Raw genomic sequence first — 23,308 nt, 5'->3', positions numbered from 1 at the left:
TAAGGCGATGATGGGCGGTGTTGCCTGAGCGGAGTTTTTTATGTGTGGTATCTGCGGAGTTGTATACGCCGATCGTTCAAGACCTGTTGACAGAGAGGCACTTGAAGCGATGACCCGGCTGATGGCCCACCGGGGACCCGACGGTGAGGGGTACTATCTGAACGGCCCCGTGGGGCTCGGCCACCGCCGCCTCAGCATTATCGACGTCGAGGCCGGCGTCCAGCCGATGACGAACGAGGACCGCTCGCTCTGGCTCGTCTACAACGGCGAGATATACAACTTCCAGGAATTGACCAGGGATCTGAAAGCGCGGGGACACACGTTTGTCACGCGATGCGACACCGAGGTCATCCTGCACCTCTACGAGGAGTACGGGACGGACTGCCTGAGCCATCTGAGGGGGATGTTCTCGTTCGCGCTGTGGGACGAGCGGGAGCGGCAGCTTTTCTGCGCGCGGGACCGCCTCGGGGTGAAGCCCTTTTTCTACAGCGTCACGAACGGCGATTTCATTTTCGCCTCTACCCCGGCCCCGCTCCTCCGCTTCCCCGGTTTCGAGCGCGCCGTTGATCTCCGCGCGCTGGATCTCTACCTCACCTATCAGTATGTCCCCTCGCCGCTGTCAATATTTGAGGGGATGAAGAAGTTATCCCCCGCCCATTACCTGCTGTTAAAAGACGGGCGCCTCTCGATCACGCGCTACTGGGAGGTCAATCCTCCCGGGACCGTGACAATGGACTACGATGAGACCCGGGAGCGGCTGCGCGATCTCCTGACCGAGGCGACGCGTCTGAGGTTGATCAGCGACGTCCCCCTGGGGGCATTTCTGAGCGGCGGGATCGATTCGAGCATCGTGGTGTCCCTCATGAGCGGGCTTTTGGATCGACCGGTCAAAACCTTCTCCATCGGTTTTGAGGACCAGAGCTACAACGAGCTCCCCTACGCGAGGGCGCTCGCGCGGAGGTATTCGACGGACCACCACGAATTTATCGTCAAGCCGAGCGCCGTTGACCTCCTCCCCAAGCTTGTATGGCATTACGGCGAGCCGTTCGCCGATTCTTCCGCCCTCCCCACATACTACGTCGCGGAGATGAGCCGGCGGCACGTGACCGTGGCGCTGAACGGCGACGCCGGCGACGAGCTCTTCGCCGGCTATCCTCGATATCTCGCCTACACGCTCGCCGGCCGGCTTGACAGAATCCCTTTCCTGAAGCGCCAGGCGCAGTTCTGGAAGCGTGTCCTCCGCTCCTCACGGCGCGGCTCATTCCTGGGCAAGGTGAGGCGCTTTATGCCCTCGCTCATCTGTGATGGGCCCGACCGCTACCTGACCTACATGGTTTTTTTCGATGACGAGGAGAAAGAGCAGCTCTACCTGCCGGGGATGCGGGCGCTGAGCCATGGGTATGATGCCGGGGGGTTTCTTGTGCGCCTGTTCAGGTCATGCCGTTCCGAGGATGAGATTGCCAGGCTGCTCTTTGTCGATCTCCACAGCTACCTGCCCGACGACCTTCTCGTGAAAGTGGATATCGCGACGATGGCGACGTCACTGGAGGCGCGCTCCCCCTTCCTTGACCACCGGGTCGTGGAGTTCGCGGCGTCCCTCCCCTCGGCATGGAAGCTCCGGGGGAGGAAGAGCAAGTATATCCTCAAGGAGACATTCTCTGATCTCCTGCCCCCGCGTATCCTCCACCGGGGGAAGATGGGGTTCGGCGTGCCGATCGGCGGCTGGTTCAGGGGAGAGCTCAGGGAGTACCTCCGCGAGATCATCCTCGACCCGTCTTCTCTCTCGAGGGGATATTTTGATCCGGCGCGCGTCAGGGAACTTGTCGACGCACATCAAAAAGGGATCACGGACCATGCGCCCCGACTCTGGGCGCTGCTGGTCCTGGAGCTCTGGCACAGGGCGTTTATTGACCGCGGGGGGCTGCCGTGAGTTCCCGCCCCCTCAAGATACTCAGGCTCATCACGCGCCTGAATATCGGAGGGCCGTCCATCCACGCCATCGCGCTCAGCGCCGATCTGCCGGCGGATAAATTCACGACGACGCTCGTGTGCGGCAGGCCGGGCCCGCGCGAGGGAGATATGCGCGCGCGCGCGGAGGAACGGGGCGTCACGCCCGTGGTCATTCCCGCCCTCCAGCGCGAGCTCAACCCGTGTGACGACATCAGGAGCCTCGTTAAAATTATCGGCATTGTGAGGAGGGAGAGGCCGGATATCATACACACGCATCTGGCGAAGGCGGGAACGATCGGGAGGATCGCGGGGCTTTTCTGTCCGGGGGTAAAAACAGTGCACACGTTTCACGGCCATGTGTTCAGCGGCTATTTCTCACCCGCGCGCACGCGCCTGTATCTGCGCCTCGAGCGATGGCTCGCCCGACACACTGACAGGATTGTCGTCCTGAGCGAATCACAGCGCGAAGAGCTCGTGGGGCGGTACAGGATAGGCCGGGCATCGCAGTACGCGGTTATCCCCCTCGGCTTTGATCTGGAGAGATTCGATCACTCACAGACGCTGAGGGGCGAACTGAGACGGGAACTTGCCATCCCCCCTACCTCGCCAATCGTATCCACGGTGGGGCGGCTGGTCCCCATCAAGGACCACGATCTGTTCCTCAGCGCGGCCCGCCGCGTGCTCGACGAGCGCCCGGACGCCGTTTTCCTGGTGGTGGGAGACGGGCCGCTCAGGGGGGAACTCGAGGAGACTGCCCGCGGGCGAGGGTTCGGGGATAGGATATTCTTCCTTGGGTGGCACAGCGACCTTGAGCGGGTCTACGCGGATTCAGATCTGGTTGCGCTCACCTCTCTCAACGAGGGGACGCCCGTTTCTCTCATCGAGGCCTCGGCCGCGGGCAGGGCGGTCGTCGCGACTGATGTCGGCGGGGTGGGCGATGTCGTCCGGCATGGGGTGAGCGGATTACTCGCGCGAACGCGCGATCCGCGGGAAATCGCGGCGCTGATGCTCGATCTCCTGGGAGACCGGGCGCGCGCGGAGATCATGGGGGAGGCGGGGAAAAAGTTCGTGCGCGGTCGCTACGCGAAGCAGAGGCTCCTCAACGATATTACCCGCCTCTATACCGAACTGTCGGGGCGCGAACAATGGACATGAGCACAAACCGTAAAATCGCGAAGGCCTCGATCATTTTGATCACCGCCAGCAGTCTCGGCTATATCCTTTCCTTGGTCAAAGAGATTATGGTGGCAAACTACTTTGGCATCACGAAGGCGATGGACGCGTTCTACGCAGCGGTTGCGTTCCCCGCCCTGATCAATAACGTGCTCCTCACCACCTTCGGTGCAGTGTTCATACCTCTCTTTATCAGGTACAGGCTCAAAGACCGTATGGAAGCGAACCTCCTTGCCTCGATCACGATCAATTACCTCGTGATATTTCTGGTATTCGCCGCACTCTTCCTCGCACTATGCGCACCGTGGATAATACAATACGGATTTCACGGCCTCTCAAGGGATACGGCCGCGATGGCCGTGCACATGTTGCGGATCTTGTGTATTACGGTTGTGTTGAGCGGGATGATAGGCATCATGACCGGTATCCTCAACGCGCAGGAGCATTTCACTGCCCCCGCATTTTCAAATATGATGATTACGGCGAGCGCGATCCTGTGCATTGTCCTTTTTGTAAATCGATGGGGCGTCCTCGTGCTCCCCTATGGTTTGCTCGCCGGCCTCGTGGCCCAGTTTCTTTTCCTCGTCCCGATGCTGAGGGCGAAGGGCTTCCATCACTCCCTCTCTCTCACTGCGGGTCATCCGGCGGTGAAGGAAATGCTTTCCCTCTCGTGCGTGTATTTCTGGGCGATTATCGCCGCGCAGGTAAATCTTCTCGTTGACCGTGTGATGGCCTCATATCTCGCCCCCGGGAGCATCGCGGCGCTGGGCTATGCGGAGAAATTGATTCAGGTCCCGATTATTATCTTCACCGGTTCCCTCGCCACCGCGGTCTACCCATTTTTTTCGAGTCAGGTAGCGGAAAAAAGAATCGAGGAGCTGAAAGATTCGCTGTCGAAGAGCATACGGATATCAGGATTGATTTTCATACCGCTGACCGCGATGCTGATCGTCCTGGCAAAACCGATTATTCAGCTTGTGTTCCAACGGGGTGCCTTTGGGCGCGACGCAACGGAATTGACCTCGGCACTCCTCATCTGCTATTCATTGCAGCTCTTTTTTTACACCGTGGGCATCATCATCATCAGGGTATTTCTCGCGTTTCAGGAAATGGCGATACTCGTGAAGGTGGCATCGGCGGGAGTGCTCTTGAACGTGCTGCTCAATGTGCTGTTTATACGGCTGGTTCGGCCACCCGCTGCGGGGATCGCGCTGTCCACCTCATGCGTGCAGATGATCATGACGGCCGCCTTCTTCGTGGCGCTGAGGAAGAAAATCGGCGCCATGAGTGGAAGGTCTGTGGCGATCGGTATTGTTAAGGTAGTCGCGGTCGCCGTGGTGATGGGGTTGGGGATGCACGTGATATACGGACTGTGCCGGCGGATGATGGTACAGCCGACTGAGATGAGCGGCGCGGTGTGCGTGCTCATCACGGTGGTCTCAGGCTGCCTTATTTTCGGCGTGCTCGGTTTCCTCATGAAAGTTGAAGAGTTGAATTATGTGACTAAAGTGGTGAAGGAGAGGGTAGGGGGTGTGAATCATGGATGACAGCGGACGCGCGTTCAGATTCGGCAAAAACTGGGACCTGTTCATACGGCGCGCGCTGAGCGATGAGCGGATTCGTATTTCACGGGAGCACATCCTCAAGTTTCTAGAGTTGCCGGATCTCGCGGGGAAATACTTTTTAGACGTGGGATGTGGAAGCGGGCTCTCCTCGCGTGCGGCCCTCGAGGCAGGCGCGGAGAGAGTTGTGAGTTTTGACAGCGATCCCGATTCAGTGAGGACGACCGAGAGGGTCAGGCAGATGAGCGGGAGCCCGCCCCACTGGACCGTGTTACGTGGATCTATCCTCGATGAGGCATTTGTTGCGTCACTTGAACCTGCGGATATCGTGTACGCGTGGGGAGTGCTGCACCATACCGGCCAGATGTGGAAAGCCATTGAATATGCCGCGGGTTTGATGAGGGAACATGGAGTGTTCTATGTGGCGCTCTACACGAGAAGCTCAAAGTCCGATTACTGGGTGAAGGTGAAAAAGCGATACAACAGTGCTCAAGCTTTCCAGAAGAGGCTGATGGAGTTGCGCTACATCGTGCGCCACACCTTCCTCCCGCAGCTCCTCCACAGGAAGAATCCGCTGCGATGGATAAGAAACTACGAGAGTATGCGGGGGATGTCGTATCTCACGGATCTGAGAGACTGGCTTGGGGGATGGCCTTACGAGGATGCGAAGATCGAAGACGTGCTGCGATTCTGCCGCAACAAACTTAATCTGGAGCTGATCAATATCAGCACGGGCGAGGCGAACACGGAGTACCTCTTCCTCAAGCAGAATGCGAAAGGATAGTAGGGAGATGGGCAAAGGAATCGCCATCATTTTGCTGCTGTTACTGCTCGTCGCCGTCGTGATGCTCCCGAGCATTCTCTTCCGTACAGGGGGATTCCACAGACGCTATTTTCAGATACAATTATCCTGATGGGGGTATCCCCTTGACTCAAACAGTGATACAACTCCCTCCCTCAAGGTGACGTCTGTAGACTCTTTGTAGGATTGGGTGTACCACCTCTATCGAGCGACGAAATGCGTGTGCGAATCCACGTGTGCGAATCCTTGTTTACAAGTTTTATCCCGGAGCTTACACTTATCCACGCCATGTGGATCGTTGTCTATTGCTACGTGTTCGTCCTCGCGCTGGCGCTCAGCCTCGTCCTGACGCCGATCGCCAGGAGGATCGCCGGACGCGCGGGCATGCTGGATCTGCCCGGCGGGAGAAAGCCACACCAGCGCCCGATACCTTTGTTCGGCGGTGCCGCCATTTTCACCTCGGTGGCCATTGCGCTCCTCGTTAACTCGGCGCTCGTATTTCTGGTCTCCCGCTGCGCTGCGCGCGCCTCGCTCATCCCCTCGTCGCTCGCGGCGTACCTGAGCGGCGCACGTTCGGTCTTTCCCAAACTCGCGGTTATCCTGATTGGCGGCTTCACGATCTTCTGTATCGGGATCTGGGACGACGTGACTGATCTAAAGCCGCGCGTCAAGCTCCTCGGGCAGCTCCTCGTGGCGATCAGCCTCGTCTGCCTCGACATACGGGTCACCTTATTTATGCCGAACTACTATTTGAGCGCGGCAGTCACCATCGCATGGATCGTGGTGATCACCAACGCGTTCAATCTCCTCGACAACATGGACGGCCTCTGCGCGGGCGTGGCGCTCGTCGCGTCTGCGGTATTCCTGGGGATCTCGACATCCAGGGGCCAGTATTTCATCTCCGTCATGCTCCTGGTTTTCGCGGGGAGCCTCCTTGGGTTCCTCCGCTATAACTTTCACCCGGCGACAATCTTCATGGGTGATGCCGGGAGCATGTTCATCGGCTACTTCATCGCGGTCATGACCGTCATACAGACCTATTACAGTCCCGCGGAGGGCGGGCCGCTCGCCGTGCTCATGCCGCTGGTGATCCTCGCGGTGCCGCTGTACGATACCCTCTCGGTGGTCGCGATCAGGATCTCGCGCGGCGAGAGCATATTCACAGCGGACAGGCGCCACTTCTCGCATCGGCTCGTCACGCTGGGAATGTCGCAGCGGGGGGCGGTCTGTTTCATTTATCTCGTGACGCTCGCCACGGGGTTATCGGCCCTGCTTCTCCCCCGGGTGGGGTGGGGAGGGGGAATGATTGTGTTCGCCCAGACGATTCTCATCGTTTCAGTAATCGCGATACTGGAATACTTCGGCAGGGGTAAGAGGTGAGCAGCGAAGCGGGAAAAAGTGGATCAGCCGCGCCGATCGCACTGGGCATCGCGCTTGGCGCAGTCCTTGTCCTGAGGGTCCTCTGGTCTGGAGTGACCTACCCCGAGAGCAACGTGGCCATCCTCCTCATCCTCGCCATGCTCCTCGCCTTCTCCCTGTATAGCTCTGCCCTCAGGGGCGGAATACCATGGCGTGTGACCCGTACCGGCGCCTTTGTCCTGCTCTATTTCCTTGTGGTACTCCTGCTCTCCATGTGCTCGGGCCGGCAGTGGCTCGCGAGGGATTTCTTTTTTCAGACCGCCGCCTGTACCGCCGCGTACCTCCTCGCGGAGAACCTCGGCTCCTCGCGCCCCGCAAGGATTGCCCTCTCTATCGGCGTGGCTTCCGGCGTTATCCTTGTGTCGCTGTACGGTCTGCATCAATACTTCTATGGTTTGAGCGAGACCCGCGCGCTCCTGAGCGGGGCAATGATGGCCGGCGACCAAAGTTCGGCATTCGTGAGCAGAGTTTCTTCGAACGCCATTTTTTCAACCTTTTTCTATCCGAACGCACTTGCGGGGTACCTCATCATCGCGATCCCGTTCGTCGCCTCGATATTTTTCTGGCCGCGGGCGGATTCACTGGCCGCGTGCTACGGCACGTACCTGGGCGCGCTCCTGGCCGCATCGGTCGCCTGGGGATTCTTCAGCGATCTCAGCGCCAGGCCGCTCCTCCTGGTGTGCCTCTTTGCCGCCGCGAGCACCGTCCTGTCGGGGCTCGCCATCGCCGAGAGAAAAGGGAGCCGGCTCTTGCTGAACCTGTGCGCCCTCCCGCTGGTGATCCTTCCCCTCTGGGCGCTCTCGCTCACCGCGTCCGAAGGGGCATGGCTCGCGTTACTATTTTCCGTCCTTTTCACCCCGCTCCTGTTGCGGGGGAGGTACAAGATCGCGTCTGCCATAGGACTCGTGGTGCTCGCCCTGGTGGTGGTCGCGGTGCTCGCGGACATGGTTCCAGCCGGTATGAAAGACAGCGCCGGGGCGCGCGTTGACTATTGGCGGGCCGCACTGGGGATGTGGCGGGAGAATCCGGTGCGCGGACTTGGGCCGGGAGGCTTTGCGGGCGCGTACGCGCGTTTCAGGGCGCCGGGGTCCGAGGAGGGGAGGTTACCCCATAATATCTACCTGGGGCTCGCCTCAGAAATGGGCGCCATCGGCCTCGCCGCGTTCATATGCCTCTGGGTTTCCTGCATCCGGGCACTTATTAAATCCCAAATCTTCCCTCGGCTTCGCTCGGGACAAGCGCATCCCAAATCCCAGAGTAATTGTTCATGCGACCAGGCGCGGGCAGAAAAGGCTATCCCGTTTGCAGTGACAATCTCCATCTGCGCCTTCCTGGTGCACGGCGCGATAGACGTGAACCTGAGCGTGCCGGAAACGAGTCTCACGCTCTGGGCCCTCGCGGGGCTCGGAATCGGCGCTTCCACGGCGCACTCGCGCGCGCGCCGGCTGCCCGCGTTGTCCGGTGTGCTCCTGGGGTTTCTCGTCCTCGGGGCCGCGATTTTTTGGATCGGGCCGCGTGCCGGGGCTGAGTGGCACCGCCTGAGGTCTCAAGAACTGGAAACACGGGGGATGCGGGACCGGGCCGGCGAAGAGGTTCTCAAGGCGCTTTCACTCGAGGGTGATAACCCGGTCTACTGGAACTCCCTCGCGGAAATACTGGAAAGGGCAGGGAATGTCGGGGGCGCCCTGGCCGCATATCGGCAGGCTGCGGTGCGCGGGGAGGGCATCCCCGCCTACCATTTCCGTCTCGCGGCCTGCTACTGGCGCCATGCGGGCGGCGGCTCTGACAAGGGAAAAGCCGCCGCAGCGATGGATGAGCTCCGGAAGGCCATCGCGTGCAGTCCGCACGATGTTGACTATCACCTCCTGCTGGCCTACTGGCTCGAAACGACAGGGAGACCGGCGGAGTCCCTGGGTGAATACCGCCGCGGGTTGGGATTGATCCATGTCGCGCGTGAGAAACCGAAGAGAATCCGCCGCCACAGCCCCGCCGAGTACGAGAGGCTGGACGCGATGGTCAGGGAGCGGGTGGCTGAGATCGAGCATAAATGGAGAAAGGAAAGAATTTCTATACAGCGGCTTAATTATACGGATGTTACCACAGATGAATCACCACTGATTTACTCAGAAAAGGCATAAATAATCAGAGAAATCTGTGGTTGCTTTACAATATCTTTTGACATTACCGAAGCGAAACGCGGGAGAACGATATGAAAATTCTGGTTATCCATGGGCCCAATCTCCAGCTCCTCGGCGTGAGGGAAAAGGACGTGTACGGAGATGCGCGCCTTGAGGAGATCGATGCGACGCTGGAGAAGATCGCCGCCGAGGAGGGGATTGGCGTTGAAATCTTCCAGTCTAACCACGAGGGTGAAATCGTGGACAGAATCGGCAGGGCGATGGGCGCGTGCGATGCGATTCTCATCAACCCCGCGGCCTACACCCACACGAGCGTCGCGATCAGGGACGCCATTCTCTCCGTAAAAATCCCCACGGTTGAGGTGCACCTCTCGAACATCTACGCGCGGGAGGAATTCCGCCACACCTCGCTCATCGCGCCTGTGGCGGTCGGGCAGGTGTCCGGATTCGGGGCGCTGAGCTACTACCTCGGATTTAGAGCCGCCGCGGCCCTCCTGAGAGATCGTGCGCATGGCACACAATAGGCGTCTCAAAAGCCTCGTCGCGCTTCTGGAATCGCACGGCCTGGAGAGCCTCTTCGTCACGAGCATCCCGAATATCCGCTACCTCACCGGTTTTACCGGGAGCTCGGCGAGCTGCCTCGTCTCCTCAGCGGGCTGCCTCTTCTTTACGGATTTCCGCTACCAGCTTCAGGCCCGCGGAGAGATTCGGGGATTTGACGTGGCGACGGTGGGCGCCGGTGAACTGTTCCCACAGCTCGCCGCGCGGGTGCGCAGTCTTAATCTCACGCAGCTTGGATTTGAACCGGCCTCGCTCTCCTACGGGAGTTACCGTGAGATGAAACGCGCGCTCTCAGGGGCCTGCCGGCTCTATCCCGCAGGGGCGATGGTGGAGCGCCTGAGGATGCTCAAGGACAAAGAGGAGATCGCACTGATCCTCCGGCTGGCGCGCATGACAGACAATGTTCTCTCCTGCTGTCTCGGGGAGATCAGGGCAGGCATGACGGAGCGAGAGGTGGAGACGCGCCTGGAATACAACGCCCGAACAGCTGGCGCTGACGCGCTGGCATTCCGTCCTATTGTCGCGTCCGGTTCGAGAGCCGCCATGCCGCATTACAGATGCAGCAGGTACAGGCTGAGCCGGGGGAAGCCGCTCCTGATCGATTTCGGCCTCGAGGTGGGCGGGTATAATTCCGACTTGACTCGCACATTTCAATTGGGTAAATTAACGAAACGGTACCGTGAGATCTACGGGATAGTGCTGGAAGCGCAACAACTTGCGCTGAAAGAAATTAGACCAGGGGCAGCAGCCTCGTCCGTTGACGCCTGCGCCCGCGAGCACATCGCTTCGAGGGGATTCGAGCGCCATTTCGGGCATGGTCTCGGGCACGGCCTTGGCCTCGAGGTGCATGAGGCCCCCCGGCTCAACCGCAAGAGCCTGGAAACGCTGGAGGCGGGCATGGTGTGCACCGTGGAGCCGGGAATCTACATGCCCGGGTGGGGAGGCGTGAGGATCGAGGATATGGTGCTGGTTGAAGCAGGCGGTTGCAGGGTGTTGACGTCCTCGGCGAAAGGGATAGAGGAAAGTGTGCTATGAACATAAAAGAGATCAAGGATATTGTCACGCTCATGAACGAGAATGAGATTACCGAGTTTGTGATCGAGCGGGAGGGTTTCAAGCTCTCTATCAGGAAGGGGCCGCAGTTCGAAAAGGGCCCGGCGATCACGCAGGTTGCATTGCCGATCGCACCGGGGGTGTCGTCTCCCCCCCCTCCGACCGTGGGGACCAAGGAACCGGAGGGCGCGTTCATCGTCTCACCGATGGTCGGGACTTTTTATTCTGCGCCCTCCCTTGACTCCCGCCCCTTTGTGGAGGTCGGCCAGGAAGTTGACGGAGAGACGGTTGTCTGTATCATCGAGGCGATGAAGGTCATGAACGAGATCAAGTCAGAGAGGAAGGGTAAAATCCTCGAGGCGTTCGTGGAAAACGGAGAGGCGGTCGAGTTTGGGAAAAAGCTCTTCAGGATCAGCGTGGGATGAGCGCGATTGCGCGCTCGAAGTAATCTGCGAGCGCCGCGCTGAGGTGAGGGTATGTTCGAAAAGATTTTGATCGCAAACCGTGGCGAGATTGCCCTTCGGATCATCCGGGCGTGCAAGGAACTCGGGATCCGCACGGTGGCGGTGTACTCAGAAGCGGATGTGAATTCCATGCATGTCCGGCAGGCCGATGAGGCGATATGCATCGGCCCGGCGCAGAGCGCGAAGAGTTATCTGAATATCGCCGCGATCATCAGCGCCGCGGAGATCGCGGATGTCGAAGCCATCCATCCGGGTTACGGCTTCCTGGCGGAGAACGCGCATTTCGCCGAAATATGCGAGAGCTGCGGCATCAGGTTCATCGGGCCGAGGCCTGAGAATATGCGGCTGATGGGCGATAAGGTGGAAGCCCTCAAGACGGTGAAAAAAGCGGGCATCTCCATACTGCCGGGCAGCGAGGGTGTGGTGAGCGATCGCGACAATGCGCTCGCCGTGGCCAGGCGGATCGGCTATCCGGTAATGATCAAGGCGGTCGCCGGCGGCGGCGGCCGGGGGATGCGGATGGCTCATAACGACGTGAGCCTCGCCAATGCGTTCCTCACTGCCCAGGCGGAATCGGAGGCCGGCTTCGGGAATCCCGCCGTCTACATCGAGAAGCGGCTCGATCGTACCCGGCATGTAGAGGTGCAGATTCTCGCGGATACGCACGGGAACGTGATTCACCTCAATGAGAGGGATTGCAGCATTCAGCGGCGGTACCAGAAGCTCATCGAGGAATCGCCATCGCCCAGGCTCTCCCCCAGGCTGCGCGCGAAGATGGGGCGCGCGGCGGTGCGCGTGGCGGAGGCGATCGGGTACGTGAGCGCGGGGACGGTTGAATTCCTGCTCGACAGGGATGACTATTTCTATTTTCTTGAGATGAATACGCGCATTCAGGTGGAGCACCCCGTGACGGAGATTGTCACGCAGGTTGACATTGTGAAGGAGCAGGTGCGAATCGCCCAGGGCGAGGCGCTCAAGCTCCAGCAGAGTGGCGTGGTTCTTTTCGGCCACGCGATTGAGTGCCGCGTCAACGCTGAGGATTGGGAGAGAGACTTTGCTCCCTGTGCCGGGAGGGTAACAGCCTACAGTGCCCCCGGGGGACCGGGGGTTCGCGTGGATTCCCATGTGTATGCCGGCTATGAGATCCCCTCATACTACGATTCGATGGTGGGCAAGGTCATCTGCGTCGGGCACAGCAGGGAGAGCGCGATCAACCGGATGCGGCGGGCGCTCGACGAGTATATCATTGAAGGAGTGAAGACAACGATCCCCCTGCACCGGCTCATCCTGAGCGACCCACGGTTCCGCAGAGGCAAATATTACACGGATTTTGTCGACGAACTTGTTGAGGTGCAGAAGAAGAAGAGGGCGTAGGTGGTCTCGCCGCGTGGGCACTCCGTGCGCACCGCGGCGGCAGGCACGCGGGCGTTCTGGTGTGTGATACTATACAACGGGAGAAGGCGAAATGAAACTGATACGGCCGGTCATTGTGGTGATATTTATCGCGGGTTCACTCTTCCTCGGCGTCATTTTTATCTGGGCGTTCCTCGCTGAGAAGGGTATCGTCGCGATGCCCTTTGATCTCGTGGCCACGGTGCGGCTTTTCAGCTCTAGCCCCTGGAACTGGCGATTGGGCCTGGCGCTCCTTGCGATCGGTGCCGGTATGATTATGCTGAAGATGAGGGAGCTCAGGCGGGAGCAGTGCATCGCTTTTGACAACCCCGGAGGCGAGGTGGCCATTTCGATGGATGCGGTTGAGGACTTTATCAAGCGCAGCGGGAGCGAGTTCCATGGGATAAAGAGTCTGGTGCCGAGGATCCACGCTGGGCCGGAGGGGATCGGCATCGACATCCGCCTCGATGTGTGGGCGGGAACGAACATCCCCAGGCTGAGCGAGGAGATGCAGAATGCCGTCAAGACGAAGGTTCAGGACTCCCTGGGCATCAATGTGAGCTATGTGGGCGTGAGCATAGGGAAGATCGTGGGCAGCGGCGAAGAGGCAGCCGAATCAGCGGATGAGCAGCTCTGACGAGCGACAGAACAACGGATCAAATAATATTTGTTCTTTGCGCTTTGTCATCTGTCATTATCCAGTAGGGGGAGTTGGCATGAAGACAATAGGGATTCTGACGGGGGGCGGCGACTGCCCCGGATTGAATGCGGTGATCGCGGGGGTGGTGCGCAGAGCCACGGTTGAGGGGTACAGGGTTCTGGGGATACGGCACGGCTGGCGAGGCATGCTGGAGTGTGACCGGGTTGAGCTTTCGATGAAGGACATCCTCGGCATTGTGTGCCAGGGCGGGACAATCCTCCGTACATCACGCACCAATCCATGCGAGAGCGATGATCAGATTCGCCTGGTAATGGACAACTTCAAGAAGATGGGGCTTCACGCCCTCGTGGCGGTTGGCGGCGATGACACGCTCGGGGCCGCCAAGAGGTTGTCTGAGGCAGGCCTTCCCGCGGTGGGCGTGCCCAAGACAATCGACAACGACCTGTCGGGGACGGACAGGACATTCGGTTTTGACACCGCCGTCAACACCGCCATGGAGGCGTGCGACCGCTTGAAGACAACCGCGGAATCACACGAGCGCGTGATGGTTGTTGAGATTATGGGGCGGCACGCGGGGTGGATCACCATCTGGGCAGGCCTGGCGGGCGCCGCCAGCTACATCCTCATCCCCGAGGTCAAGGCCGATCTGGATGATCTCTGCCGCGTGCTCAGGGAGCGGCACGAGCACTACGCCGATTTCAGCATTGTGGCCGTCGCGGAGGGGGCTGAGCTCGGGGGTAGCGTGGCGCTGCAGACCGAGGAACGGGACGCCTTTGGCCATGTCAGGCTCGGCGGCATCGGTGAGCGGTTGGCATGGGAGATAGAGAAGCGCACGGGGTACGAGACCCGCTGCGTGGTCCTGGGGCACCTCCAGCGCGGAGGCAGCCCGACCGCCCTCGACCGATTCATCGGCCTCCGCTTCGGGGTTCACGCCGTCGGGTTGATCATGCAGGGCGCGTTCGGCAGGATGGTGAGCCTGAGGGGTAACGAGGTGGTGTCCGTCCCCCTCGCTGACGCGGTTGCAAAGCTGAGGACGGTGCCAAGGGAGCTCTATGACGAAGCGCGCATGTTCTTCATCTGAGATGAAAAAGGACATAGCGGCACAGCTCGAGGAGTCGGCTTCTCTCGCGTCGAGGGTGGCGCGGGAATCGGCTGATACCATCTGCCGGATGGCCGAACTCGTAATCGAATCGTACCGTCAGAACGGCACGCTGCTCATCTGCGGGAATGGAGGCAGCGCCGCTGACGCACAGCATCTGGCGGGTGAGCTGGTGGGGCGGTTCCTCAAGGAGCGGGAGCCCCTGAGCTGCATCGCCCTGACCACTGACACCTCGGTGCTCACCGCCATCGGGAACGACTACGGGTACGAGGAAATATTCGCGCGCCAGGTGCTGGCCCACGGCAGGGAGGGGGACGTCTTGCTCGCGATATCCACGAGCGGCAACTCTCCCAACATCCTCAAGGCTGTCGAGCAGGCCAGGCGATTGAAAATGAAGGTGATCGCCTTGAGCGGCAAGGGCGGCGGAAGGCTCGCGCGGGCCGCCGATCTCTGTGTCATGGTCCCCTCAGACGTCTCTCCCCGCATCCAGGAGGTGCATGGGGCGATCGGTCATATACTCTGCTCCCTGATCGAGAAGGCGCTCTTCTAAAAGCAGAAATGTCCGGTGGTGCCCCGGATCATGAATCGATAGGCGCGGGCTCTCACATCGTTTAAGTCTGTAGCGCACCCTTAAGGGTGCGCTACGATACAGGGGGGACATCGGGGATTGTAATCTACGAGTGGCCACGCTGTTACCCGCATCATCGTGTTCCAGCTATCTAGGCGCGTTCATGTGTCCGAGTAATAAACCCATGAAGGATAAAATAGCGAGTAGGACGAAGCTCCGCGCCATCGTGCGGAAACTCCAGCGTGCGGGGAGGCGCGTTGTGTTCACCAACGGCTGTTTTGACATTCTCCACGTGGGGCACGTGCGCTATCTCAGTGAGGCGAGAGCGCTGGGTGACATCCTGGTGATCGGCATGAACAGCGACAGGTCGGTGCGGCGGCTGAAGGGCGCAGGCCGCCCCCTTGTCGGGGAGCGTGAGCGGGCGGAGGTGCTCGCGGCGCTTGAGATGGTTGACTACGTGACGGTTTTCGGCGAGGATACCCCCGCAGAGCTCATCGCGGAACTCAGGCCGGATATTCTTGTAAAGGGGGGGGACTATCGGGCGGAGGAAGTCGTGGGGAAAGAAATAGTTGAAGCGTCAGGAGGGCGCGTGGCGATTATCCCTCTCGTGAAAGGGCGGTCCACCACAGGTATCATAGAGGAAATTAAAGATATAGGTATTGTGATCAAAACCAAGAAATAGATTAGGGATTATTGTTTCAGAATTATATGTCTCTCATTGTAGGGGTTCGATTTATCGAACCCGCATTATATATGGGTGACGGGCTTGATAAATCAAGCCCCTACAGGCGAGTGAAAAAGCTTCAACGGTGTCGCGTAAAAAATCGAGATATGATAGTAGTGCCTTCCTTTAATCTATGTGTGATTATCGATAGGGGAATATACATTAAAAAGGGACTAGAGGATCTAGTCTATTCCCTCATCAATGCCGGTGTGAGGTGGTTCCAGTACAGGGACAAGTGCTCGGGAGACGGTGAAATCGCTCGCGCGGTCAGCAGCATGCTCCCCCTCTGCCGAGAGGCTGGCGCTCGGCTCATTGTGAATGATCGCGCGGATATCGCATCACGTCTCGGCGCCGATGGGGTTCACCTCGGCCAGGGCGATATGGCCGTCGTCGCGGCGCGGCGCACCCTCGGGAAAGATAAGATCATCGGTTGCAGCACGCGGCTGGTGGAAGAGGCAGAGAGGGCTGAGGCCGAGGGGGCCGATTATCTTGGTGTCGGCGCGATATATCAAACGCGCACGAAGCCGGATGCGCGCGTTGTCGGAGTGGCGAGGCTCGCCGAGATAACCCGGAGGGTAAAGCTCCCGGTGATCGCCGTCGGGGGCATCACGCGCCCACGGGTAAGCGACGTCCTGGGTGCGGGCGCGACGGGAATCGCGGTGGCTTCGGCAATACTATCCGCCCCTGATCCCGCTGCGGTCGCCCGCGCCCTCCTGGAAGAAATAAGAGCATTTAGAGAGAAATAATATGCACCACGGAGATACGAATGACGCGGAGATAAAAACATCTTAAATTCTACTTCTCCGTGCACTCCGTGTCCCTGCCCGCCGGCAGGCAGGTCCGTGGTGAAAATTGATATATGAAGAACAAAAAAATCCTGCAGGTTGTCGAGGCGAAGCGCGGCAATCTGACCGAGGAGGTGCGGGCGGTGGCCGAGATCGAGGGTGTGCCTCCAGAGGCCCTCATGGAATCCGTCGCCGGGGGCACGGTGGTAATACCCCACAACCGACGCCATCGGATCGCCCGACAGTGCGGAATCGGGAAGGGGTTGAGGACGAAGGTCAACGCGAACATCGGCACCTCGATGGATGTTGCGGACGAGGCGCGTGAACGCGAGAAGCTCGACGCGGCCCTCGACGCGCTCGCCGATACGGTGATGGATCTCTCCACGGGGGGCGACCTGCCCGGGATACGGAGGAAACTGCTCGCCGCGTGCACCGTTCCGCTCGGGACGGTCCCCATATATCAGGCGGCGGTACGTCGCGCCAGGGCCGGGGGCGGCATCGGGAGCATGACCGCTGACGAGATGTTCGCCGCCATCGAGGAGCATGGGGTGGATGGAGTGGATTTCATCACTGTCCACTGCGGCGTGACCCTTTCGGCCCTCGAGCGGCTCAAGCGAGAGGGGCGCATCCTGGACGTGGTGAGCCGCGGGGGAGCGTTTCTTGTGACATGGATGATCGCCAATGGGAAAGAGAACCCGCTCTACAGCGATTTCAGCCGCCTGGTCGAGCTCGCCGCGCAGCATGACATGACGCTGAGCCTCGGCGACGGGATGAGGCCCGGCTGCCTCGCGGACGCCAACGACCGGGCGCAGTTTCAGGAATTGATCACGCTGGGGGAGCTCCAAACGTACGCGCTGAGGGAGGGCGTGCAGGTGATGATTGAGGGACCGGGGCACGTGCCGATCGGGAAGATCGAGGAAAATGTCAAGCTCGAGAAAGAGGTCTGTCATGGCGCGCCGTTCTACGTCCTCGGGCCGCTGGTGACCGATGTGGCCCCCGGGTATGATCACATCACCTCGGCCATCGGCGGAGCGATCGCGGCGAGTGCCGGCGCGGATTACCTCTGCTACGTAACCTCCACGGAGCACCTTGGCCTGCCGGGGCCCGCGGATGTGAGGGAGGGAGTCATCACGACGAGAATCGCGGCGCACGCGGCGGACATCGCCAAGGGCATCCGCGGGGCGGCCGGCTGGGACCTGGCCATGGCAAAAAAACGCAAGCAGAGGGACTGGGAGGGGATGATTGCGCTCGCCCTGGACACGCGCAGGGCCGAATCGATACGTGCAGCGAGCCCTTCGCGCAGCTCGGATGTCTGCACCATGTGCGGTGACTACTGCTCGATAAAGCTGGTCGAGGAATATTTTAAAAAATCCCAAACCCGCCATTCGGCGGGCAAGTCCCAAATTTACCCGCCTCAGGCGGGTCCCAAATCCCAAACTGAGGAGGTTGAGTGAGCATTCTCGTGGTCGGTTCCGTGGCCCTCGATACGGTGGAAACCCCGTTCGGCAAGCGGGAGCGCACGCTCGGCGGTTCAGCGACGTTCTTCTCTTTCTCGGCGAGCTTTTTTGACCGGGTCAATATGGTCGCGGTGGTGGGCAAGGATTTCCCCCGTGAGCACATCGAGCTCCTCAAATCCCGCGGGATAGATACGCGGGGGTTACGGGTGCTGGACGGCGAGACATTCCACTGGGTGGGAGCCTACGGATATGACATGAACACCGCGATAACCCACTCGACATGCCTCAACGTGTTCCAAAATTTCAAGCCCGAGATCCCCGAGGAATACAAGAAGAGCGAGTGCGTTTTTCTCGCCAACATCGATCCCGATCTCCAGATGGAAGTGCTCGGGCAGATCGAGCGGCCTAGGCTCGTGGCGTGCGATACCATGAATTTCTGGATCGACGGGAAGCGGGATACCCTCCTCAAGCTCCTGGGCATGGTGGATGTGGCCGTGCTCAATGAGGCGGAGGCGAGGCAGCTCACGCGCCAGCCGAACCTCGTGCGTGCGGGAAGGATGATCAGGGAGTGGGGTCCGGAGTGGGTGGTCATCAAGAAGGGCGAGCATGGCGCGCTGCTGTTCGGCGACGGCCACATCTTCGCGGCGCCCGCGTACCCGATGGAAAACATCATTGATCCCACGGGGGCAGGCGATACATTCGCCGGCGGATTCATGGGGCACCTGTCGCGGGCGGGGAACACTGAATGGAATACCATGCGCCAGGCGGTGATCTACGGGAGCGTGATGGCCTCGTTCAACGTCGAGGATTTCAGCCTCGACAGGATGAAGACGCTCACGGAGAAAGCGATAGGCGAGCGCTACCGCGAGTTCATGCCCCTCTCGCATTTCGAGTGAGCGCGATTGCGGGCGATCGTGTGGATGTGGTATTATTCGTTCAGTAAATGGTTTTTCCTCTTTCTTGTTCCGAGATACGAGTGACGCGCGACGAGTCACTGTAGTTCAAGCGGGTGTAGCTCAATGGAAGAGCTCCAGCTTCCCAAGCTGGCCACGAGGGTTCGATTCCCTTCACCCGCTCCACTCTTTTCTCCTGGATAACTTATGTATCTCTCTCCCTCGGCGGCTTCGCCTCGGGATCCAAGGACTTCATGCAATGTGCGTTCACTTTGTTCCACAAGTTGCTGAATCCAGGTGTAGCGCACCCTTAAGGCTGCGCTATGAGGGTTCAAGAGCCTTCGGCCTACGCCTCAGGCCCCAAGAGCTTCATGCGACTTAATGTCGCTTCGCTCCTTTAAGTCGCTGAATCTCTAGGATTCCCTTCACCCGCTCCACTCTTCTTTAAGAACCCATTACGGCGCACAGACGTTTTAGATAATACCTTGCCGGCAAGTTTGTTATGACTTAATTATCCCCATCCCTGAATAAACCCGATCTTTCTAATTCCCTGGCCTGAGAATATTTAAGCCGTAATTTACTCATTCACAACATGATACGTAAAGCGTCTACAATGTTTCTACTTCTTTTTAAGGCTGCGGGCGGAAAGTCTCTTTTTCCATGCTCCCTTCCCCTCCATAACCTTGCCCACAATCCCAATCCCATTCACAGACCGGTACTCACCCTTGTTCAGACCGGAATTTTCGCCGAACCGGTTCAGCGCGTAGACCAGCTCGTTCAGTCCGGCCACCTTCTCTATGGCACGCCAGGCCCTGCTTTTACTCATCGCTTCCGGACTCCTTGAGGAATTCGATGTCCGCCTGATCCACATGTGACTTGCGGTCGGTTTTCATCATGATAAGGTCTTTCCGTTGCGCGACACGCACGGTGAGGCCTGCCCGCCATTTCTCAACACACGCACGACTGATCATGCCCGTGTATTTTCGAGAACCGGATTCCAGGATATCTATTATTGATAGGTCCTCCCCCCTTCCCCGGGTTTTCCACCACCGGTGGAGTATCAGGGGGGAATCCTTGAGTTTCCATAATTCCCCCTTATGATACCCCAATTGCTCCAGCCCATTGGCCAGTCCCGCCATGTCATCCGGGTGAACCAGAAAGTCCATATCCCTCGTCGCCCGGATGCCCCCGTACACCGCAACCGCCAGCCCGCCCACGACGGCATAGCGGATCCGGTTCTCGTGGAGCATCCTGACAATCTGGTCAAACTCGTTTAACAAGTCACGCATGTGGCCGATAGTTCCTCATGTCTTAATCAGGTTCATGATGAAATCTTGGTATAAAATCCTCCGTTAAACATGACCGCGATTCTCAGTGTATAGTAGACGGGCTGTTGCCCAAATCCCGATCAGCATGTCATTGCGATCCCGCCCGGAGGGTGGGAGAAGCAATCTCGCTTTTTATGCCATTTAGAGTGAGATTGCCGCGGCGTCCTGCTAAACGGGACTCCTCGAAATGACGAGTTTTTAGTTTCTGCCCTTTGGGCAACAGCCCGTAGAGGCCTGACCCCAGTGCGCCTCGTTATTCGACGGTATCTATCAAGCCGTATGTTCTGATTATTTTGGGAGGATCGGTGTGAGGATTCTCTATAACAATCGGCAGCCACGGTCTCGGCAGATCGTATTTGTGCAGTCTCAGGAAGGGGAATTTGAGTATAGCCATTAATAAATCTGCACCATGTCTTTTGTAGGCACAAAAGTGATAACGGGATTTTTGCAGCCCTTCCCGGCGGCTTGGGCATGTGCTTCTTGAGGGGTTGCGCCGGAGCCGATAACTTTGTGATCTCCATACTCTTTAAGCGCAACATATTTCCCGCCAAGATTTGTTTCTCTTATCAATATTTGGGTCATAACCACATCTCCCATTATCGATGCCAATATATCATAGTATCATCCGGCAATCAATATGGCGTATGACGCAGGCGAATGGTACAGTGTCAAGGTCAAGACTTGTCAATAGATGAGGCCTGATTTTTCCCGGATGCCCCCGTACACCGCAACCGCCAGCCCGCCCACGACGGCATAGCGGATCCGGTTCTCGTGGAGCATCCTGACAATCTGGTCAAACTCGTTTAACAAGTCACGCATGTGGCCGATAGTCCTTCATAACTCAACAATATCCATGATGAAATCTTGGTACAAATATCCTCCGTTAAGCAGGACCGCGATTCTCAATGCATAGTAGAAGACCCCGAATCTTTTTTTCACTATTCCCCTCCCCCTTTGAGGGGGAGGGTCGGGGTGGGGGGTAGAAGCACCCCATAACTGACGCATTACTCTGGGTCATTGGTTGTGGTGGCCTGGATATGTGCCATGTGATAGACTAAGCTAATATTATAATAGAGTGAGTTAATGATAAAATGAGCAGCGGTATTTCACTTATGAAAACGGAAAAGATATTGAAAGAAAAGCGCGAGGAGATCCTTCGGATAGCCGCCCGGCATGGAGCGCGAACGATCAAGGTTTTCGGCTCGGTCGCTCGACGAGATGCGGATGAGAAGAGCGATATCGATTTCCTTGTTGAAATGGAGCCTGGCAGGAGCCTGTTTGACATGGGCGGGCTTTCATTTGATCTACAGACATTGCTCCACCGTAAGGTAGACGTTGTCACTCCGCGCGGCCTGAAGCAACGTATCCGGGATCGTGTTATCAGTGAGGCTGTTGCCTTATGAGAGAGCCGCAAGAAAGGCTAAAAGATATTCTCGATGCGATCAGCTTCATCGAGCGATATGCGAAGCGTGGGCCAGAAGCATTCAAAAATGACGAGCTCATTCAAAGCTGGTGTGTTCGCCACTTGCAGATTATCGGTGAAGCCGCACGCGCACTTCCGCAGGATGTGCGTGACCGTATGTCGGAGGTTCCTTGGTCGGACATTATAGGCATGCGAAATATTCTGGTACACGATTACTTCGATATCGATATCGATTTGACGTGGGAGGCAATCCAGCGCGATCTTCCGAAACTAAAGAGAACGATCCAACGTTATTTCAAATCTTAAAGGCAGATAATAGGCCCCATAATCGCTCCTAATACCTTTTTCCAAGCCCTAAATATCCGTATCATTCTCCACTGCAAAGAGATATCGTGGTGCGACCCCGATGACATTATCTATCTGAGAAGAGGATCATCCCTCGTGGATCAGAACAAGCGATCTTATAATCACCATGATATGGCATGATGGTTTTTATCTCATTGCTAATTGATAGATTAGCAATGAGATGTTAAAATTATAAGAATTGTCATGAAGAATCTATATACCAGAGTTAGTACAACTAGAGGAGGTGTACAATGCCTGAATATGATTGGCTGAGCACCAAGGAGTTCGTGCAACTTATGTGGGAAAGGGTGAAAGAAAATGCTAGAAACGAAGGATTAGATATGGAGAGCGATGTTCCGTTTCTCTTGACCGTCTACTTAGAGAGGTACCGCAAAAAGAGCAAACAGTCTGAATTGGTTAAAAGGACTTCTGAACGAAGGACTCAATCGGATGCATTTGCTTCTGTAGATTTGCTAGTTAAAGAGGCAGCCAGATATGCAAGAGCCCGTGGTAGCAAGGCCATTGAGATAGAAGATATGCAGCAGGCGCATAGTAGCAAGTTTTGCATGGTTTGGCCTCTCTGTGGTTAGAGGAAGTGATAGATGACTGACGTTTCTCCAAAATCAATAAAAGATGGACAACATCATCGAGATTCCTGTGCATACAGCGTTGAAATTGCCAAGCAGTTTCTGACGTTAGGCTCGGCCGGTGTTGCTTTTGTTGTTGGTATGGCACTGCAGTCGCAGTGCACAGTAAATGTCTCTTGGTATTGGGCTAGTGGGTTTCTGATAGCTAGTGTAGGATTTGGCCTGCTGTATCTCGGGAGCGTAGTCGCTCATGTAAATCAGCACCATAATTATGATGTATACACGGGCATCCTGAAGTGGCTTGCTGTGCTACAGATTCTTTCCTTCGTGTGCGCACTTGTCTTGCTCGGGGTGATCACACTGCACACTATCGGTACCGGTCAGAGCAGTGGCAAGATCGATAAGCCTAACGTTGATATCCAACTAAAGCAGAAGAGTGTAAAGCTAGTCATACCTGAAAAAAGAGCGCCCAGATTAAGATCACAGGTGACGATGCCGACATCACCCTTGATCAACAACCATGATCAATGCTGTGCAACACAGTCCGAGGAATCATGCGTTAATATTCAGGGCCAGACCTGAATGGCGCTTACTTAGCCCATGATAACCCGCCATAACCATCACTGTGTCAATGTATAGCAAGAAAAGGGCAAGCCGTCTATCCGCGCGCAGGATTATTCCTGCCTCGATCATCCCATCCGCACGTAACAGTCAGCGGTTTTATGACCCGCTCTTTCGTTTCGGAACCCCTGAGCCGAAAAATAGTATGATGCGTTCAGACAAGACGCGCGTCTGATCCAGCTTTCGCGCCAATTCGCGATAGCGACGAATGGCATCACGAACGACGTTGGCCGTCTGGGCGTCCAGCGCACGCGTAACGGTTGTTCCGCGAACTTTTCTGGTCCAAAGATAATAGGGGCCATA

General features: G+C 57.8%; 25 protein-coding genes, 1 tRNA gene and 2 pseudogenes. 23 read left to right on the top strand and 5 right to left on the bottom strand.

The features are described from left to right. Nucleotides 1-40: 40 nt before the first annotated feature. From asnB to NTX71_08705, 19 genes and pseudogenes are all read left to right on the top strand, one after another. Nucleotides 41-1,930 (top strand): asparagine synthase (glutamine-hydrolyzing), encoded by a 1,890-nt coding sequence (gene asnB / locus NTX71_08795; protein ID MCX6340000.1) that lies wholly within the window; start codon nucleotides 41-43, stop codon nucleotides 1,928-1,930. After that, the gene (locus NTX71_08790; GenBank protein ID MCX6339999.1) at nucleotides 1,927-3,105 is read left to right on the top strand and encodes a glycosyltransferase family 4 protein; all 1,179 of its coding nucleotides are present in this window, start codon (nucleotides 1,927-1,929) and stop codon (nucleotides 3,103-3,105) included. The genes asnB and NTX71_08790 overlap by 4 nt, the downstream gene beginning before the upstream one ends. After that, the gene (murJ, locus tag NTX71_08785) at nucleotides 3,096-4,670 is read left to right on the top strand and encodes a murein biosynthesis integral membrane protein MurJ (protein ID MCX6339998.1); all 1,575 of its coding nucleotides are present in this window, start codon (nucleotides 3,096-3,098) and stop codon (nucleotides 4,668-4,670) included. Before NTX71_08790 ends, murJ begins: the two co-directional genes overlap by 10 nt. Continuing rightward, entirely contained in the window at nucleotides 4,663-5,469 is an 807-nt protein-coding gene (locus tag NTX71_08780) for a class I SAM-dependent methyltransferase (GenBank protein MCX6339997.1), read from the top strand. Before murJ ends, NTX71_08780 begins: the two co-directional genes overlap by 8 nt. A 7-nt stretch (nucleotides 5,470-5,476) precedes the next feature. Beyond that, entirely contained in the window at nucleotides 5,477-5,599 is a 123-nt protein-coding gene (locus tag NTX71_08775) for a hypothetical protein (protein ID MCX6339996.1), read from the top strand. A gap of 104 nt (nucleotides 5,600-5,703) precedes the next feature. Further along, nucleotides 5,704-6,867: an MraY family glycosyltransferase gene (locus tag NTX71_08770; GenBank protein MCX6339995.1), complete on the top strand. Its 1,164-nt coding sequence runs from the start codon at nucleotides 5,704-5,706 to the stop codon at nucleotides 6,865-6,867. Then, nucleotides 6,864-9,044 (top strand): O-antigen ligase family protein, encoded by a 2,181-nt coding sequence (locus NTX71_08765; GenBank protein MCX6339994.1) that lies wholly within the window; start codon nucleotides 6,864-6,866, stop codon nucleotides 9,042-9,044. The genes NTX71_08770 and NTX71_08765 overlap by 4 nt, the downstream gene beginning before the upstream one ends. Before the next feature lie 71 nt (nucleotides 9,045-9,115). Beyond that, nucleotides 9,116-9,568 (top strand): type II 3-dehydroquinate dehydratase, encoded by a 453-nt coding sequence (aroQ, locus tag NTX71_08760; GenBank protein ID MCX6339993.1) that lies wholly within the window; start codon nucleotides 9,116-9,118, stop codon nucleotides 9,566-9,568. After that, nucleotides 9,555-10,640, top strand: a complete 1,086-nt coding sequence (locus NTX71_08755; GenBank protein MCX6339992.1) for a Xaa-Pro peptidase family protein — start codon at nucleotides 9,555-9,557, stop codon at nucleotides 10,638-10,640. The genes aroQ and NTX71_08755 overlap by 14 nt, the downstream gene beginning before the upstream one ends. Further along, nucleotides 10,637-11,083 carry an acetyl-CoA carboxylase biotin carboxyl carrier protein gene (gene accB, locus NTX71_08750; GenBank protein ID MCX6339991.1) on the top strand — a complete coding sequence of 149 codons (447 nt, stop codon included), beginning with the start codon at nucleotides 10,637-10,639 and terminating at the stop codon, nucleotides 11,081-11,083. The genes NTX71_08755 and accB overlap by 4 nt, the downstream gene beginning before the upstream one ends. A 51-nt stretch (nucleotides 11,084-11,134) precedes the next feature. Further along, entirely contained in the window at nucleotides 11,135-12,496 is a 1,362-nt protein-coding gene (gene accC, locus NTX71_08745) for an acetyl-CoA carboxylase biotin carboxylase subunit (GenBank protein ID MCX6339990.1), read from the top strand. A 91-nt stretch (nucleotides 12,497-12,587) separates the two neighbouring features. After that, nucleotides 12,588-13,151 carry an alkaline shock response membrane anchor protein AmaP gene (gene amaP / locus NTX71_08740; protein ID MCX6339989.1) on the top strand — a complete coding sequence of 188 codons (564 nt, stop codon included), beginning with the start codon at nucleotides 12,588-12,590 and terminating at the stop codon, nucleotides 13,149-13,151. Nucleotides 13,152-13,230: 79 nt separating this feature from the next. After that, nucleotides 13,231-14,256, top strand: a complete 1,026-nt coding sequence (locus NTX71_08735; protein MCX6339988.1) for an ATP-dependent 6-phosphofructokinase — start codon at nucleotides 13,231-13,233, stop codon at nucleotides 14,254-14,256. A gap of 1 nt (nucleotide 14,257) precedes the next feature. Beyond that, complete coding sequence (locus tag NTX71_08730) at nucleotides 14,258-14,824, top strand: D-sedoheptulose 7-phosphate isomerase (GenBank protein MCX6339987.1); 567 nt, start codon at nucleotides 14,258-14,260, stop codon at nucleotides 14,822-14,824. 256 nt (nucleotides 14,825-15,080) lie between these two features. After that, nucleotides 15,081-15,524 (top strand): annotated as a pseudogene (gene rfaE2, locus NTX71_08725) (D-glycero-beta-D-manno-heptose 1-phosphate adenylyltransferase). A 179-nt stretch (nucleotides 15,525-15,703) separates the two neighbouring features. Next, a complete protein-coding gene (gene thiE / locus NTX71_08720; GenBank protein ID MCX6339986.1) occupies nucleotides 15,704-16,312 on the top strand; it encodes a thiamine phosphate synthase in 609 nt (202 codons plus the stop codon). Between the two features lie 113 nt (nucleotides 16,313-16,425). After that, a pseudogene (gene thiC / locus NTX71_08715) lies at nucleotides 16,426-17,721 on the top strand (phosphomethylpyrimidine synthase ThiC). Between the two features lie 80 nt (nucleotides 17,722-17,801). Further along, nucleotides 17,802-18,704, top strand: coding sequence for a PfkB family carbohydrate kinase (locus NTX71_08710; GenBank protein ID MCX6339985.1), 903 nt, complete (start codon nucleotides 17,802-17,804; stop codon nucleotides 18,702-18,704). A gap of 109 nt (nucleotides 18,705-18,813) precedes the next feature. Beyond that, nucleotides 18,814-18,887: transfer RNA gene (locus NTX71_08705), tRNA-Gly, on the top strand. 433 nt (nucleotides 18,888-19,320) lie between these two features. On the opposite strand, the gene NTX71_08700 is transcribed toward NTX71_08705, so the two are convergent. The 4 genes from NTX71_08700 to NTX71_08685 form a co-directional block, all read right to left on the bottom strand. Beyond that, a complete protein-coding gene (locus NTX71_08700) occupies nucleotides 19,321-19,527 on the bottom strand; it encodes a hypothetical protein (protein MCX6339984.1) in 207 nt (68 codons plus the stop codon). Beyond that, nucleotides 19,520-19,990 (bottom strand): nucleotidyltransferase family protein, encoded by a 471-nt coding sequence (locus NTX71_08695; GenBank protein ID MCX6339983.1) that lies wholly within the window; start codon nucleotides 19,988-19,990, stop codon nucleotides 19,520-19,522. The genes NTX71_08700 and NTX71_08695 overlap by 8 nt, the downstream gene beginning before the upstream one ends. A gap of 432 nt (nucleotides 19,991-20,422) precedes the next feature. Next, nucleotides 20,423-20,611: a DUF5678 domain-containing protein gene (locus NTX71_08690; GenBank protein ID MCX6339982.1), complete on the bottom strand. Its 189-nt coding sequence runs from the start codon at nucleotides 20,609-20,611 to the stop codon at nucleotides 20,423-20,425. Nucleotides 20,612-20,713: 102 nt separating this feature from the next. Then, nucleotides 20,714-20,848 (bottom strand): hypothetical protein, encoded by a 135-nt coding sequence (locus tag NTX71_08685; GenBank protein MCX6339981.1) that lies wholly within the window; start codon nucleotides 20,846-20,848, stop codon nucleotides 20,714-20,716. A gap of 293 nt (nucleotides 20,849-21,141) precedes the next feature. Here NTX71_08685 and NTX71_08680 point away from each other — a divergent pair, with 293 nt between their 5' ends. From NTX71_08680 to NTX71_08665, 4 genes are all read left to right on the top strand, one after another. Continuing rightward, nucleotides 21,142-21,432 carry a nucleotidyltransferase family protein gene (locus tag NTX71_08680; protein MCX6339980.1) on the top strand — a complete coding sequence of 97 codons (291 nt, stop codon included), beginning with the start codon at nucleotides 21,142-21,144 and terminating at the stop codon, nucleotides 21,430-21,432. After that, nucleotides 21,429-21,758, top strand: coding sequence for a DUF86 domain-containing protein (locus NTX71_08675; GenBank protein ID MCX6339979.1), 330 nt, complete (start codon nucleotides 21,429-21,431; stop codon nucleotides 21,756-21,758). Before NTX71_08680 ends, NTX71_08675 begins: the two co-directional genes overlap by 4 nt. A 290-nt stretch (nucleotides 21,759-22,048) precedes the next feature. After that, on the top strand, nucleotides 22,049-22,387 hold the full coding sequence (locus NTX71_08670) for a hypothetical protein (protein MCX6339978.1): 339 nt from the start codon (nucleotides 22,049-22,051) through the stop codon (nucleotides 22,385-22,387). A gap of 12 nt (nucleotides 22,388-22,399) precedes the next feature. Beyond that, on the top strand, nucleotides 22,400-22,966 hold the full coding sequence (locus tag NTX71_08665) for a hypothetical protein (GenBank protein MCX6339977.1): 567 nt from the start codon (nucleotides 22,400-22,402) through the stop codon (nucleotides 22,964-22,966). A 138-nt stretch (nucleotides 22,967-23,104) separates the two neighbouring features. On the opposite strand, the gene NTX71_08660 is transcribed toward NTX71_08665, so the two are convergent. After that, on the bottom strand, nucleotides 23,105-23,308 hold a 204-nt coding region (locus NTX71_08660), incomplete at its 5' end, for a hypothetical protein (protein ID MCX6339976.1).

This window comes from Candidatus Auribacterota bacterium, assembly GCA_026392035.1.
Classification (GTDB): domain Bacteria; phylum Auribacterota; class Tritonobacteria; order UBA1439; family UBA1439; genus JAPLCX01.
Note: the sequence above shows the minus strand (reverse complement) of the source record. Positions and strands in the feature narration are given on the sequence as shown.